Annotated in this window: 12 protein-coding genes and 2 pseudogenes; 4 read left to right on the forward strand and 10 right to left on the reverse strand. The window is 72.5% G+C overall.

The annotated features are described in order from the left end of the window. Positions 1-327 (forward strand): annotated as a pseudogene (locus tag AB0H87_RS25280) (hypothetical protein); the annotation flags it as partial. On the opposite strand, the gene AB0H87_RS25285 reads toward AB0H87_RS25280, so the two are convergent. The 9 genes from AB0H87_RS25285 to AB0H87_RS25325 form a co-directional block, all read right to left on the reverse strand. Then, positions 324-764: a DUF998 domain-containing protein gene (locus tag AB0H87_RS25285; RefSeq protein WP_360150336.1), complete on the reverse strand. Its 441-nt coding sequence runs from the start codon at positions 762-764 to the stop codon at positions 324-326. The pseudogene AB0H87_RS25280 and the gene AB0H87_RS25285 overlap by 4 nt on opposite strands. 586 nt (positions 765-1,350) lie before the next feature. Beyond that, a complete protein-coding gene (locus AB0H87_RS25290) occupies positions 1,351-2,217 on the reverse strand; it encodes an ATP-binding cassette domain-containing protein (protein ID WP_360150339.1) in 867 nt (288 codons plus the stop codon). A 66-nt stretch (positions 2,218-2,283) separates the two neighbouring features. Then, positions 2,284-3,957, reverse strand: coding sequence for a methylmalonyl-CoA mutase family protein (locus AB0H87_RS25295; RefSeq protein WP_360150342.1), 1,674 nt, complete (start codon positions 3,955-3,957; stop codon positions 2,284-2,286). Positions 3,958-4,053: 96 nt separating this feature from the next. Beyond that, on the reverse strand, positions 4,054-4,587 hold the full coding sequence (locus AB0H87_RS25300) for an Asp23/Gls24 family envelope stress response protein (protein ID WP_360150345.1): 534 nt from the start codon (positions 4,585-4,587) through the stop codon (positions 4,054-4,056). A 33-nt stretch (positions 4,588-4,620) separates the two neighbouring features. Then, positions 4,621-5,295, reverse strand: a complete 675-nt coding sequence (locus tag AB0H87_RS25305) for an ATP-binding cassette domain-containing protein (RefSeq protein ID WP_360150348.1) — start codon at positions 5,293-5,295, stop codon at positions 4,621-4,623. Further along, positions 5,292-6,173, reverse strand: a complete 882-nt coding sequence (locus tag AB0H87_RS25310) for an ATP-binding cassette domain-containing protein (protein ID WP_360150351.1) — start codon at positions 6,171-6,173, stop codon at positions 5,292-5,294. Before AB0H87_RS25310 ends, AB0H87_RS25305 begins: the two co-directional genes overlap by 4 nt. Then, positions 6,170-9,214: an FtsX-like permease family protein gene (locus AB0H87_RS25315; protein WP_360150354.1), complete on the reverse strand. Its 3,045-nt coding sequence runs from the start codon at positions 9,212-9,214 to the stop codon at positions 6,170-6,172. Before AB0H87_RS25315 ends, AB0H87_RS25310 begins: the two co-directional genes overlap by 4 nt. Positions 9,215-9,263: 49 nt before the next feature. Further along, positions 9,264-10,235: a methylmalonyl Co-A mutase-associated GTPase MeaB gene (gene meaB / locus AB0H87_RS25320; protein WP_360150357.1), complete on the reverse strand. Its 972-nt coding sequence runs from the start codon at positions 10,233-10,235 to the stop codon at positions 9,264-9,266. A gap of 73 nt (positions 10,236-10,308) precedes the next feature. Further along, a complete protein-coding gene (locus tag AB0H87_RS25325; RefSeq protein ID WP_360150360.1) occupies positions 10,309-11,490 on the reverse strand; it encodes an acetyl-CoA C-acetyltransferase in 1,182 nt (393 codons plus the stop codon). 66 nt (positions 11,491-11,556) lie between these two features. Between AB0H87_RS25325 and mce the strand changes: the two genes are divergently transcribed. After that, entirely contained in the window at positions 11,557-12,024 is a 468-nt protein-coding gene (gene mce, locus AB0H87_RS25330) for a methylmalonyl-CoA epimerase (protein ID WP_360150363.1), read from the forward strand. On the opposite strand, the gene AB0H87_RS25335 is transcribed toward mce, so the two are convergent. Beyond that, positions 12,021-12,950 carry a TIGR03621 family F420-dependent LLM class oxidoreductase gene (locus AB0H87_RS25335; protein ID WP_360150366.1) on the reverse strand — a complete coding sequence of 310 codons (930 nt, stop codon included), beginning with the start codon at positions 12,948-12,950 and terminating at the stop codon, positions 12,021-12,023. The two genes, mce and AB0H87_RS25335, sit on opposite strands and share 4 nt — an antisense overlap. Before the next feature lie 181 nt (positions 12,951-13,131). Between AB0H87_RS25335 and ccrA the strand changes: the two genes are divergently transcribed. Next, positions 13,132-14,481 (forward strand): crotonyl-CoA carboxylase/reductase, encoded by a 1,350-nt coding sequence (ccrA, locus tag AB0H87_RS25340; protein ID WP_360150368.1) that lies wholly within the window; start codon positions 13,132-13,134, stop codon positions 14,479-14,481. Positions 14,482-14,617: 136 nt separating this feature from the next. Continuing rightward, a pseudogene (locus AB0H87_RS25345) lies at positions 14,618-15,064 on the forward strand (cell division protein DivIVA); the annotation flags it as partial. Between the last annotated feature and the right edge of the window lie 102 nt (positions 15,065-15,166).

Genomic DNA, 15,166 nt, shown 5'->3' on the forward strand with positions numbered 1-15,166 from the left:
GGCGCTGGGTTCGACGCTGTGCCCGCCGACGGCGCTGGGTTCGACGCTGTGCCCGCCGACGGCGCTGGGTTCGACGCTGTGCCCGCCGACGGCGCCGGGTTCGACGCTGTGCCCGCCGACGGCGCCGGGTTCGACGCCCTGCCTGCCGACGGCGCCCAGGTCGGGTCTGCGACCGCCGGTGGCCCGGCCGACGTCGCCGTCACCGGCACCGCCGGCGAGCTTGTTCTCTTCTTCTACGGCCGCACGCCGCCGGAGTCGATGCGGCTCGACGGCGACCGGCGGCCCGTCGACCGGCTCATCGCCTGGGACCCGGACGACGTCGGCTAGCCGGGCTTGTCGGTGGCGATCTCGGCGAAGGCCGGTCTGAGCTGGCGGGCGTTGATCACCACGATGACGGGCCAGAGGGACTCGGCCGCCGCCAGGAAGCGTTCGGTCAGGCCTATCTGGTCGCCGCGGTTGAAGAGTTCCGTCGCGAACCAGAACAGCAGAACGACCATGACGCCCGTCGCGGCCAGTGACGCCGTCGGGCGCAGGGACCAGGGGGTCTCGGGCTCGGTGCGGAACGCGAACGCCGGCCAGATGGCCAGGGCCACGAACCCCGCCCCGGCGAGCAGGCCGTGGATCGCCGAGTTGCCCACCGCCGGCTGGGGGAAGAAGGCCGACGCCAGGGAGAGCGTGCCCCCGACGCGCGGCGATCGTGTCGGACGCGACGAACGCCGGGTCGCCCGGGCCGTCCGTGCCCGGGTCGAGCGCCGCCGAGCCACCGAAGTCGGTCAGCGCCCAGTACGTGCCGAGCGGGTCGCCGAGCTGGTAGGTGCCGGCGACGGTGAACTCGATCGGCGGCTGCGACGAGAGGACGAACTCCACTTTGTCGCCGGCGCCGACCTGCAGCGCCTGTGCGGTGCGCCGGCTGAGCAGCACCTCGCCCGCGGCCCGCGGACAGCTGCCCTCGACGTCGAGGTGCTCGCACATCCCGTCGCGGTAGACCAGCCGCAGGTTGATCCGGGCCAGCTCGGACGCGATCGTGCCGGACTCGCGCAACGAGACCGTGGTGTCAGCGCCCGGCACCTCGACCACGTCGCCGGCCTGCTCGTCGACCTCGGAGACGACGTCGTCACCCGGGCGTACGCGCCCGCCGGGCGCGATCGGACCCTCGACCCGGCCGGCGACCCGCACGACCAGCTCGCTGGACCGGGCACCGTCGACGTCGGCCACGGCCACCGAGCGTTCGGCGGCCCGTGCGTACCAGGGCGCGGCGGCTGCGACGGCGACGGCGAGGCCGGTGAGGACGAGCACCGTGGCGGCCTGTGCGCGGCGGGACCGCAGCGCACCCCGAACGACTCCGGCCATCTAGGCAGCGTCGCCGGTGTGCGTTTCCGGAAGCTGCGCGGCTCCGCCCGGGACGAGCGTGACGCTGCCGTCGATCTGGTCGACGGTGAACAGGGTGCCGGGCGGGAAATGACCGAGCACGTCGGGCGGCAGCTGGACCGTGCCGTCGCCGGCGACCACCGCGAAGTCCTGGCCGCCGCGGCCTTCGGCGCCGACCCGCCCGTCGCGGATGGTGACGGCCCGCCCGAGCCGGGCACCCACCTCGGCGTCGTGCGTCACCACGACGACGGTCGTGCCCCGCTCGGCGTTGACGGTCTCGAGCGCGTCGAGCACCTCGTCGCGGCCGTGCGAGTCGAGCTGGCTGGTCGGCTCGTCGACGAGCAGCAGGCCGGGCGAGGCGGCGATGCCGACCGCGAGCGCGGCCCGCTGGCGGGCGCCGGGCGCCAGGTCCGTCAGCCGCGCCGCGCCCTTGCCGCGCAGGCCGACCAGGTCGAGGATGCGCTCCGGGTCTTCGAGCTCGATGCCCTCGGTGCGGGCGGCGCGGCGCTGGGCGAGCCAGACGTTGCGCTCCAGCGACGCGTAGGGCAGAAGGTTGCGGGCGGCGCCCTGGAGCACGACGCCGATCTGGGTGCCGCGCAGCCGGGAGATCTCGGCGTCGCTGAGCTTGCCGAGGTCGTACGTGCCGACGTTGACCCGGCCCGCGGACGGGCGCATCAGCCCGGCGAGCAGCGCGACCAGCGTCGACTTGCCCGAGCCGGACGGGCCGACGAGCGCGAGCATCTCGCCCGGGCCGATCGACAGGTCGACACCGGACAAGGCGACGACGTCGCCCGCCTCGGCACGGTAGATGTGCACCACCCGGCGGCAAGCGACTGCGAGACCCGACACGAGTACTGCCTACCACCTCCTCGGCGATAACGCAGCCCCGTGATCATCAGGTTATCTGAGCCAGCCTCAGAATCGCGCGGGCTCCCGGTAAACGCCCCACTCGTCCTTGAGGACGCCGCAGATCTCGCCGAGTGTGGCCTCGGCGCGCACCGCGTCGAGCATCGCCGGGATCATGTTCTCGCTGGTCCGCGCCACCTCGATCATCCGCTTGAGGGCCGCGTCGACGGCGGCCTGGTCGCGGGCGGCGCGACGACGGCCGAGCAGCGCCTTCTGCTCGATCTCGACCTCGTGCGAGATGCGCAGGATCTCCAGCTCCTTGGCCACCGTGCCGGTGTGGACGTTGACGCCGACGATCTTCTTCTCGCCCTTCTCCAGCGCGCGCTGGTAGGTGAAGGCGGAGTCGGCGATCGCCGCGGTGAACCAGCCGTCCTCGATGCCGCGCAGGATGCCGGCGGTGATCGTGCCGTCGGAGCCGAGCTCGCGGATCCGCTCGAAGATCTGCTCCGCCTCGGCCTCGATGGCGTCGGTGAGCGCCTCGACGTACCACGAGCCGCCCAGCGGGTCGGCCACGTTGGTCACGCCGGTCTCCTCCATCAGCACCTGCTGCGTGCGCAGGGCGATCTCGGCCGACTCGTCGGTCGGCAGCGCCAGGGTCTCGTCGAGCGCGTTGGTGTGCAGCGAGTTGGTGCCGCCGAGCACGGCGGCGAGGGCCTCGACCGCGGTCCGCACGACGTTGTTGACCGGCTGCTGCGCGGTCAGCGAGACACCGGCGGTCTGGGTGTGGAAGCGCAGCCAGAGCGCCCGCTCGTCGGTCGCGCCGTAGACGTCGCGCAGCCAGCGCGCCCAGATCCGGCGGGCGGCGCGGAACTTGGCGATCTCCTCGAAGAAGTCGACGTGCGAGTCGAAGAAGAACGACAGGCCGGGCGCGAACGTGTTGACGTCGAGCCCGCGGGAGAGCCCGAGCTCGACATAGCCGAAGCCGTCGGCGAGCGTGTAGGCCAGCTCCTGCGCGGCGGTCGAGCCGGCTTCGCGGATGTGGTAGCCGGAGACCGACAGCGGCTTGTAGCGCGGGATCTCGCGGGCGCAGAACTCCATCAGGTCGCCGATGAGCCGCAGGTGCGGCTGCGGGTCGAAGAGCCACTCCTTCTGCGCGATGTACTCCTTGAAGATGTCGGTCTGCAGCGTGCCGTCCAAGGTGGACAGCTGGGCGCCCTGGCGCTCGGCGGCGACCAGGTACATGCAGAAGACCGGCACCGCGGGCCCGGAGATGGTCATCGAGGTGGTGACCGCGCCGAGGTCGATGCCGTCGAACAGCACGTCCATGTCGGCGGCCGAGTCGATCGCGACGCCGCAGTGGCCGACCTCGCCGAGCGACTGCTCCTCGTCGGAGTCGCGGCCCATCAGCGTGGGCATGTCGAACGCCACCGACAGCCCGCCGCCGCCGGCGCCGAGGATCAGCTTGTAGCGCTCGTTGGTCTGCTTGGCGTTGCCGAACCCGGCGAACTGCCGGATGGTCCAGGTGCGCCCCCGGTAGCCCGTCGGGTAGAGGCCCCGGGTGAACGGGAACTCGCCCGGCCAGCCGATGCGGTCGAAGCCCGGCACGTCCGTGCCGGGCGGTGGGCCGTAGACAGGCTCGACCGGCATGCCGGAGAGCGTGGTGAAGTCGGCGTCGCGCTTGCGTGCGGCGTCATAGCGTGCCTGCCAGCGCGCTCTCCCGGCAGCGATCTCCTCAGCATCCACCCGGCCAGTCTAGAGGGTCGCCTGAACGATCGCTAAGCCCCGCGCTGTTTGAGGTCCTCAGCCGTCTCGACGCTGCCGCGTCAAGACGCCTTCCGGTCATCCCACGTGTACGTCGTCCACGCGGATGTTCACCTCGGTGACCTGGAGACTGAGCATCTTCTCCACCGCGGAGATCACCTCGGCCCGCACGGCGTCGGTCACGGTGCGTACGACCTGCCCGTACTCGATGACGAGGGTGATCTCGACCTTGGCCTGCTCGCCGTCGAGCCGGACCGACACGCCGCGGTCGGTGTCGGCGTCGGCGTCGCCGAGCCCGACCCGCTCCTTGAGCCCCGCGAACACCCGGGCCACGTCGCCGCCGAGGTCGTGCACACCTGGCACGCCACGGGCCGCGATCCCGGCGATCTTCTCGACGACCTCGTCGCCGATCGTGGTCGAGCCGCGCTCGGACGTCAGCGAGCCCTCGTTGCGGAGCCGCTCGACCACCGCGGAGGCGACCCGCCCGGACACGGCCGTCGCGCGCTCGACGACGTCACCGATCTTGTCGCCGGCGTCGCCATCGCTCTCGGGCCGCTGCGCGGGAAGCTGGACCTGGGCCGCCACGTCGGGCGGAGTGCTCGTGTCAGTCATGGCCGGCACAGTAAACCCGGCCGGCCACCCGTGTCAGTGGCTGACAGGTGACGGACCGCGGACAACTTCGGCGCGCCCGTCCACGAGGTGCAGCTCGGCGTCGCAGGCGGCGGCCGCCTCCGGGTCGTGGGTCGCGAACACGACCGCCGCGCCCCGGAACGCCTCCTCGCGGAGCAGGTCGATGACCTTCTGCCGGTTGGCCGCGTCGAGCTCGCTGGTCACCTCGTCGGCCAGCAGCACGTCGCCGTGCAGGGCCAGCCCCCGGGCGATCGCGGTGCGCTGCTGCTGGCCGCCGGAGAGCTCCTCGACGAGCTGGTCGGCCTGCCCGGTCAGCCCGAGCCGCTCCAGCGCCTCGGCGGTGCGCCGCCGCGCCTCCGGCGGGGTGACCCCACCGGCGATGAGCGCGACCTGCACGTTCTCGGCGGCGGTCAGGATCGCGGCCAGGCCGTTGTCCTGCGGCACGAGCACGATCTGCTGCGCGACGGCGAAGTCGCGGTCGCGGACCTGCTCGCCGTCGACGGTCACACTGCCGGCCGACGGGCGCAGCAGCCCGGCCATGGTCCACAGCAGGGTCGTCTTGCCGGCACCGGACGGGCCGGTCACCGCGAGCACCTGGCCCGGCGTCACGAGGGCGGATACCCCGGTGAGCACGGGCTCGCCCGCCCCGTACGCGACCGTCACCTCGTCGACGACGATGGTCCTGCTCATCGATCGGTTCCCCCTTCAAGCGCCGGTACGAGCCGGATCGTGCCGTCCGCATCGGACGTGATCGTGACAAGTGTGCCCGGCGGCAGCCGCTCGAGCAGTTCCGCCGGAAGGTGCACGCTACCGTCGCGCCCCACCACGGAGTAGTCCTCTCCGCGCCGGCCCTCGGCGCCGACGCGCCCGTCGCGGATGGTCACCGTGCGCCCGAGCGCCGCGCCGACCTCCATGTCGTGGGTGACGACCACGACCGTGGTGCCGGCCGTGTGCACCCGGTGCAGCACCTCGAGCACCTCGTCGCGGGAGTGCTCGTCGAGCTGGTTGGTCGGCTCGTCGAGCAGCAGCAGGCCCGGCCGGGCCGCGAGGGCCACCGCGAACGCCAGCCGCTGGCGCTCACCGGGCGCGAGCTCGCCCGGCACCGCGCGCCGGTGACCGAGCAGGCCCACGTCGTCGAGGATCACCGCCGGGTCCGGCGGGCGCCGGCCGTGGCCGCGGGCGGCGCGCTGGGCGAACCGCACGTTCTGCTCGCAGGTCAGGTACGGCAGCAGGTTGCGGGCGCTGCCCTGCAACGAGACGCCCACGTCGATCGCCCGCAGCCGCTGCACCTCGGCCGCCCCGGCCCGGACCAGGTCGAGCTCGCCGACGTGGAGCCGCCCGGCCGAGGGCCGCAGCACACCGGACATCAGCGACAGCAGCGTGGACTTGCCGGCGCCGGACGGGCCGACCAGGGCCACCGCCTCGCCGGGCGCGATGTCGAGGTCGACGCCGGCCAGCGCTACGACGTCGTAACCCTCGAGCCGGTAGATGTAGACCACACCCCGGCAGGTGACGCCCAGCGGCACGAAGCCCACCTCGGCGTCCAACGTGTCGACCCGAGAGCTCATCGGGCACCTCCCCGCACCCGACGCAGCACCAGACCCGCGGCCACGAGCGCGACCAGCAGGAACAACAGCGAGCCGGGCAGCCACCAGCCGCCCAGCCGATAGGCCTGGTCGCCGCCGTCGATCGACACGAGCGCGATCGCGGGCAGCACCAGCGCGGCCCCGCCGACGCCGGCGACGACCCCGGCGACCACCGGATAGCCGAGCACCATCAGGTTCTCCCGGTTGGCCATGCCGCGCAGGGCCCGGGCCGGCACGCCGGTCAGCCGCAACCCGCGCACCTGCTGGCGCCGCCACGGTGCGGTGACGCCCGCGTCGAGCACGAGCGCGCCGAGCGCCAGCAGCAGCGCGACGAGGCCGGCGAACAGGTAGAGCCGCAGCGCGAGCGCCGGCGCGGCCCGGCTGAGCTGGGTCATCCGGTCCGACCAGCGCTCGGTGTACAGGACCGGGATGCCCTCGGCGGCCAGCTTCGCGCCCAGGTCGGCCGGTGCCGCGTCGGTCGCCCAGACCTCGTAGCTCATCTGGTCGGTGTTGAGCCCGGCCGAGCGCTCGGCCCGCTCGACCAGGGACGGGCCGTCGAAGAGCAGCGCGTGCCCGCCGCCGCGCGGCACGAGCTTGACGCGGTCGGCCACCTGCACTGGGTCCGGCGCCCGGCCGAGCAGCGGGAAGGAGAAGCTGTCCGCGTCGGGGTCGTCGGCCGGTGCCGGGCCGGCCAGGACGACGGGCGCCGCCGCGGCCACGTCGCCGTACTGTGCCACGACGTCGGCGCTGGTCTCGCTGGTCACGTCGAGGGTGAGCCCGGCGTCGTCGGTGCTGACCGCCATCGTCTGGCCCTCCGGCTGGGGGTCGGTCGGCCGCCAGGCGCCGGACACGCTCAGCGCCGCGTCGACCGGCGCGCCGGCGAGCTCGAGGCTCTCGATGGTGACGGTCGCCGAGCCCGGGGCGTTGTCGCCCGGGTAACGGCGCACCTGCATGCCGAGCAGCCGGCAGTCGGCTGCACAGGTCAGGTCGCCCGCGTACGTGGCCGCTCCGGTCCTGAGCCGGCCGAGCTGGATCGAGCGCGGCGCGCCGCCGGGGTCGCTGACCACCATGCCGAGGCTCATCGGATGCTGCTGCGCGAGCGCGCGGACGGTCGCCCGCACCACCACCCGACCCGTCTTCAGCCGGACGGTCGGCGCGCTGGCGTCGTTGAGGCTCGCGGCCACCGCGGCGACCTGCTCGGGCGTCTTGTCGGGCCAGCGGCTGACCGCGAGCATCCGGTCCGCGTCCACCCCGATCAGGTCGACGTAGTCGCCGGCATAGCTCTGCTTGACCCGGACCACCGCCATCGCGGCCCGGCCGGTCGGGTCGATGCGGTCGACCGCGGCGCGCACCGCGCCGGGATCGTTGGCGGTGACGACGTAGACCCGGTCGGCGCCGATGTCGGCGTTGGCGGTGCGCAGCCGGTTCACCGACGACACGTCCCAGATGGTCGCCGAGAAGGTCAGCAGCGCCAGCGCCACGGTCAGCACGGCGACCAGCCGGGCGCTCTCCGGCCGGCGGCCGACCTGGGCCGCGGCCAGCAGCGCGGGCAGCTTGCCCCGGCGGATGGCCCGGGGCAGCCGCCGGCGCGCGACCAGGCCGAGCAGCCGCGCGGTGAGCAGGCCGGCGAGCAGCGCGATCAGGGCCGGCGCCGCGTAACCCAGCGTCGCGCTCTGTTCGTCGCTGCCGACCAGCAGCTGGTAGAGCGCGGCCAGCGCGAGCGCCGCGACGATCCCCTCGACCACCAGCGCCCGCCGCCGGGCCCGGTGCGGCACCCGGCGCAGCAGCGCACCGATGCTGGCCCGCACGGTCTCCCGCGCGCCGAGGACGGCGGCGACCACGGCGCCGAACAGGGCGCCGAGGCCGACGAGCAACGCCGGCCAGCCGACCTGGACGTCGACGCCGGGCGCCAGGAACGCGCCGGCCGCGAGGTTGGTCAGCCCGATGCCGAGCAGCAGCCCGAGCGGCGCCGCCAGGGCGATCAGCAGCAGTGGCTCACCCACCGCGAACCGGGTGATCCCGCCGAGGCTGAGCCCCCGCAGCTTGCCGACCGCGATCTCCGCCCGCCGGTCGTCGGTGACGGCGGCGACCACCAGGAACAGCACGAACCAGCAGAGGACGACCAGCGGCAGGGCGACCGTCGGCACCGCGGCGCTGATCGCCGAACGCTGCCGCTCGGCCAGCCGCAGGCTCTCCAGCAGGCCGATGTTCAGCGCCACCCCCTCGATCGAGGTGTCGGAGCTCAAGGTCTCCAGCTCGCGGACCAGCTCCGGCACGTTGGCCAGCCGGACCTGCTCCGCCGCGAGCGGGTAGTCGATGGAGGCCACCGAGCGACCGAGGGGAACGCTGAGCACGGTGGCCTCGCTGCCGGTGAACAGCTCGTCGACGATCTTGGTGCCGTCGTCCAGCTCGTTGAGCGGCGAGCCGCCGAAGAAGCCCGTGGTCTCCCAGTACGGGTCGGTCGGGTCGCCGATCCGGTAGACGCCCACCACCGGATAGCCGGGGTTCTTCGGCGGAGGCGCGCCGAGCGTGCTGCGCGAGCTGCCGCCGGTGGACTCCAGCTCCAGCACGTCGCCCATCTGGATCTTGACCCGCTCGACCGTCCGGTCGCTGACCATCAGCTCGCGGTCGCCCGGGCACCGCCCCGCGACGATCGTGAGGTGCTCGCAGGAGCCCGGCCGGTAGACCAGCCGGCCCCGGCTCTTCAGCTTGCTGTGGGGGTCGACGCTGTTGGCGATGGTCTCCTGGGGTGGACCGAGGACGGCGGCCACCGCCGGGGCGCTCTTGAGCCGTTGGTCGATCGCGGCGGACATGCCCTGCAGCGCGGTGCTGCGCGCGGTCAACCCCGCCACGATCGGCGGCGGGTCGGCGACCGTGTCGGTCAGCACCGACTGCGCGGCGGCCCTCGAATACAGCGGCACGAGCACGGCGGCCGCGATCGCGACCGTCGACAGCAGGACGACGAGTGTCGACCGGCCGAAGCGTGATCGGATGCCGCGCAGCGTCACGATCAGACCTGACACTGGCTCACCTCCGGGGAACGTAACGCCCGACGCTCCCCCGAAGGTTGCGTTACGTTTCTGTCTCGAGGCTCGCGAGCAGTCGGTCGGCGGCAGCGTACGGCGAGAGCTCACCGGCGGCCACGGCGGTCGCGAGCTCCCGCAGCATCGAGCCGTCGCGGACCGAGGCCATCCGGGCCCGCAGCCGGCCCAGCGTGATCGCCTCGACCTCGGCGGCGGCCCGCTTCTCCCGCCGGCCACGCAGCTCGCCGTGCTCGACCAGCCAGGCGCGGTGCTTGTCGATCGCCGCGGCGATGTCGTCGATGCCCTCGGCCCGGCTCGCCACCGCGCGCACGACCTGCGGCCGCCACTCCCCCGGGCCGCGCTCGCCGAGCGCGATCATGCCCTGGATGTCGCGGTACGTGTTGTCCGCACCGTCCCGGTCCGCCTTGTTGACCACGAACACGTCCGCGATCTCCAGGATGCCGGCCTTGACCGCCTGGATCGCGTCACCCATGCCGGGCGCGAGCAGCACGAGCGTGGTGTCGGCCAGCGAGGCCACCTCGACCTCGGCTTGGCCGACGCCGACGGTCTCGACGAGCACGACGTCGCAGCCGGCGCCCTCCAGCACCCGCACGGCCTGCGGTGTGGCCGCGCCGAGGCCGCCGAGGTGCCCGCGCGACGACATCGACCGGATGTAGACGCCGGGGTCGGTCGCGTGGTCCTGCATCCGCACCCGGTCGCCGAGGATCGCACCGCCGGTGAACGGGCTCGACGGGTCGACCGCCAGCACACCCACCCGGTGGCCCTGCTTGCGCAGCTCGCGGACCAGCTCGTTGGTGGTGGTCGACTTGCCGACGCCGGGCGAGCCGGTCAGCCCGATCACCTGCGCGTGGCCGGTGTGCGGCGCGAGCGCGGCCGCGATCTCGGGCAGCAGCTCGTCGCCGTTCTCGACCAGGGTGATCAGCCGGGCGACCGCGCGGTGGTCGCCCGCCCGCGCCTGCTCGACCAGCTCGGGAACATCGCGACTGCGGCGCAGGCTCATGACCCGACCGCGCTCCGCGCGGTAGGGCATTCGCCCCAAATCACTGGGTCGAATGATTCGGTCGCAAGCTCCCTCATGCCGGAACGGTGATGATCAGGGCGTCGCCCTGGCCGCCGCCGCCGCACAGCGCTGCCGCACCGGTGCCGCCGCCGCGCCGCTTGAGCTCCAGCGCGAGGGACAGCGCCAGCCGGGCGCCGCTCATGCCGATCGGGTGGCCGAGGGCGATCGCGCCGCCGTTGACGTTGACGATGGCGTCGGTGACGCCCAGCTCGCGCATCGAGTGGATACCCACCTGGGCGAACGCCTCGTTGATCTCGATCAGGTCGAGGTCGGCGACGGACAGGCCCTGCTTGGCCAGCGCCTTCTTGATCGCGTTGGACGGCTGGGCGTGCAGCGAGTTGTCGGGCCCGGCCACCATGCCGTGCGCGCCGATCTCGGCCAGCCAGGCCAGCCCCAGCTCCTCGGCCTTCGCCTTGCTCATCACGACCACCGCGGCGGCGCCGTCGGAGATCGGCGAGGAGCTGCCGGCGGTGATCGTGCCGTCGGCCATGAACGCCGGCTTGAGCTTGCCGAGCGACTCGGCGGTCGAGTCGGGGCGGACGCCCTCGTCCTCGCTGATCACGATCGGGTCGCCCCGGCGCTGCGGCACCTCGATCGGCACGATCTCCTCGGCGAGGTAACCGTTCTTCTGGGCGGCCGCGGCCCGCTGGTGGCTCCGCGCGGAGAACTCGTCCTGCTCGGCCCGGCTGATGCTGAGCTTCGCGCCCAGCCGGTCCGTCGACTCGCCCATGCTGACCTGGTCGTACGCGTCGGTCAGGCCGTCCAGGGCCATATGGTCCTTGATCGTGACGTCGCCGTACTTGTAGCCGCCGCGCTGGCCGAGCATCAGGTGCGGCGCGTTGGTCATCGACTCCATGCCGCCGGCCACCACGATCTCGGCCTCGCCCGCCCGGATGAGCTGGTCGGCGAGGGCGATCGCGTCGAGACCCGAGAGGCAGACCTTGTTGATGGTCAGCGCCGGGATCGACATCGGGATGCCGGCCTCGACGGCCGCCTGGCGGGCCGGGATCTGCCCGGAGCCGGCCTGGAGCACCTGGCCCATGATCACGTAGTCGACCTGCTCGGGCGCCACGCCGGACCGCTCCAGCGCCGCCTTGATCGCGAAGGCGCCCAGTTTGGTCGCCGGGAAGTCCTTGAGGTTGCCCAGCAGCCGGCCCATCGGCGTACGCGCACCGCCAACGATCACGCTCGTCATGTCTGGTACCTCTCAAACTAGGGTGTCGACCGGCCACCTTAGCGATCGTTAGGCCAGAATATCGCCATGGGCCACGACGCCGCCGGGCAGCACGCTGACGACTCAATCACAACGGATGTGGGTCTGCTCCGCATCGACCACGTCGGCGTGGCGGTCGCCGACCTTGACGCCGCGATCGAGTTCTACTCTCGCGTGTTCGGCATGGCCTGCGTCCACATTGAGGAAAATCCGGAGCAGGGCGTACGCGAGGCGATGATGCGGGTCGGCCCCACGCCCGACGGCGGCTGCGTGCAACTGCTCGCCCCACTGACGCCCGAGTCGTCGATCGCGAAGTTCCTGGACCGGTCGGGCCCGGGCGTGCAGCAGGTGGCCTACACCGTCCGTGACGTCGAGGCGGCCGCGGCCGCGCTGCGCGCCCGCGGGATGCGGCTGCTCTACGACGCGCCCCGGCGCGGCACCGCCGGCTCCCGGATCAACTTCGTGCACCCGAAGGACGCCGGCGGTGTCCTGGTCGAGCTGGTCGAGCCCGCTTAGGCCAGCTTTGCCACGATCGGCGCCGCGGCGGCCAGGTTGCCGCCCAGGTGGAAATAGCTGATCCCGAACCGTTCGCGCACCTCGACCAGCTTGTCGACGCAGGCGTCGACGCTGCCGTGCAGCACCGCCGGTGACGCGGCGAGCTGCTCCGGCGTGGCGGCCGCGGCCTGGCTCGAGGTCGAGCCGTGCGACTCGCCGTCGACGGTGACACGCACGTCGAGCATCGTCATCTGGAACTCGAGCCGGCCGGGGTCGGGCGCGGCGGCCCTGGCCCAGGCGATTTTCTGGGCGATCCGTTCGGGCGTCATGTCCGCCATCGCGCCCGCCAGCCCGCCGCCGGCCGTCAGCCGCGGGTTGATCCCCACGATGTCCGCGGCGCGCCCCGCGAGCTCCAGCACCTTGCGGCCACCGCCGCCCACCAGGATCGGCGGCCGCGCCCCGGCCGGCTTCGGCAGGCCGTCCAGCTCGGTGATCCGGTAGTGCTTCCCCGCGTACGTCAGCGGCTCGGGCCCGAACAGCCCGGTGATCACGTCCAGCGACTCGCCCAGCCGCTCGACCCGCTCGCCCGGCGGGTCGAAAGTCAGGCCGGCGGCCGCGTGCTCGCTCTGCTTCCAGCCGGCGCCCAGGCCGATCTCGACGCGTCCGCCGGAGAACACCGCGAGGTTGGCCATCGACTTGTGCAGCAGCACGGGATGCCGGAAGTCGTTGCAGAAGACCAGTGAGAGCACCCGCAGCCGGCTGGTCGCCTCGGCGGCGACCGTCATCGCCACGATCGGGTCCATCGCCCAACCGTCGGTGAAATGGTCGGAAATGGCGACCGAGCTGAACCCGAGCTCCTCGATGCGGCGGATCTGGTCGCGCCACTGTGCGGGCGTCCGGTTGGCGAGCCCCGGCATGGCGGCGGTGAAGCGAAACGGCTTCGGCATGCGCCGACCCTAGTGCTCCCCGCCGCTTTGCTCTGCAGCCATATACGCATCGCAGGTCGGACGCGGTGATGCGGATATGGGTGCAGAGCAAAGGGGTTGCGTTTGGGGAACCGGGTCCGGGCGGGGGCGGGCGTGCGTAACGTCCGGATCAGCGGGTTTGTCGGGGGCTGCGGAGGTTGCGGTGCGGGAGATCGTCGAAACGATCATGGCGGGCGAGGGCTCCGCGGCGCCGGACCTCTCGGCGCTGGGAAGGATTCCGGTGCCGCCGACCTATCGCGGGGTCGTGGTGCGGGCCGACGAGACCGGCATGTTCGAGGGGCTCGCGACCCGCGACAAGGACCCCCGCAAGTCGCTGCACGTGCAGGAGGTGCCGGTCCCGGAGCTGGCGCCCGGCGAGGCGCTGGTGGCGGTGATGGCCAGCGCCATCAACTACAACACCGTCTGGACCAGCATCTTCGAGCCGGTGCCGACGTTCGCGTTCCTGCGCCGCTACGGCAAGCTGTCGCCGCTGACCAAGCGGCACGACCTGCCGTACCAGGTGATCGGCTCGGACGCCGCAGGCGTGGTCCTGCGCGTCGGCGCGGGTGTGTCGAAGTGGAAGCCCGGTGACGAGATCGTCGCGCACTGCCTGTCGGTCGAGCTGGAGGACGCCGACGGGCACGACGACACGATGCTCGACCCGCAGCAACGGATCTGGGGCTTCGAGACCAACTTCGGCGGCCTGGCCGAGCTGGCCGTGGTGAAGGCCAACCAGCTCATGCCCAAGCCACGGCACCTCAACTGGGAGGAGGCGGCCTGCCCGGGGCTGGTCAACTCGACCGCGTACCGGCAGCTCGTCTCGCACCACGGCGCCGCGATGAAGCAGGGCGACGTGGTGCTCATCTGGGGTGCTTCGGGCGGGCTCGGCGGGTACGCGACCCAGTTCGCCCTCAACGGCGGCGCGACCCCGGTCTGCGTGGTCTCCTCGCCGGAGAAGGCCGAGCTGTGCCGGCGGATGGGCGCCGAGCTGGTGATCGACCGGGCGGCCGAGGGCTTCACGTTCTGGCGCGACGAGCACAACCAGGACGCCGGCGAGTGGCGGCGGTTCGGTGAGCTGATCCGCTCGCTGACCGGCGGGCGCGACCCGGACATCGTCTTCGAGCACCCGGGCCGGGAGACGTTCGGGGCCAGCATCTACGTCGCGCGGCGCGGCGGGACGATCGTCACCTGCGCCTCGACGAGTGGTTTCCAGCACGAGTTCGACAACCGCTATCTCTGGATGAACCTTAAGCGGATCATCGGCAGCCACTTCGCCAACTATCGCGAGGCATGGGAAGCGAATCGACTCATCTCTTCGGGTCGAATCCATCCGACGCTCTCGCGCGTCTATCCGCTGGAGCTGACCGGGCAGGCGACGCTCGACGTACACCGCAACCGGCATCAGGGAAAGGTCGGCGTACGCTGCCTGGCACCGGCCGAAGGGCTGGGCGTCCGTGACCGTGAGCTGCGTGCGCGGCATGACGAGGCGATCAACCGGTTCCGGGGGGAATAGCCGAATCGCCGTTGTCCACGATCGGCGGAATTTCCTATGTCGACGGCCGAGGCTGGTAAGATGACCATGCTTTGTCGGGCGACAACGGCCGCACCGCCCTTGCGCTGCCCCCTGGTAGGTCTGCCAGGATGTCCCAATGCCCCAGCAGCAGTCCTCCCTTGGCTTCTTCGAGAACGCTAACTCGACAGAAGAGTTCACCGTCGCTCTGCGCGGCTACGACCGCAGGCAGGTCGACGACACCCTCGCTCGTCTCCAGAACCGCCTCGCCGCCGCCGAGAAGGAGCGCGCCGACGCGGAGCAGAAGACCAACGACGCGCAGCGTCGCCTGCGCCAGGCCGAGCAGCGGCTCGGCGCCCTCGAGCAGAAGCTGAACGACACCAACAAGCAGCTCGAGGAGAACAACCGCCCGACGCTGTCGGGTCTGGGCACCCGGGTCGAGCAGATCCTGCGCCTCGCCGAGGAGCAGGCCAACGATCACCGGGGCGAGGCCAAGCGCGAGTCCGAGGGCATCCTCTCCGCGGCCCGGCTCGAGGCCCGCGAGATCACCGACAAGGCGCGCGCCGAGGCCGCGGCCATGAAGGCCCCCGCGAGCGTCGGGCATGCCAGCGCATGCCACTTTCCCGAGGTTCCAGCCACCGTCGGCGGCGCGTAGGAGAGTCCACAATGCCGAGAGCACCCCGCACCT

The organism is Asanoa sp. NPDC050611, from assembly GCF_040654855.1.
GTDB lineage: Bacteria > Actinomycetota > Actinomycetes > Mycobacteriales > Micromonosporaceae > Asanoa.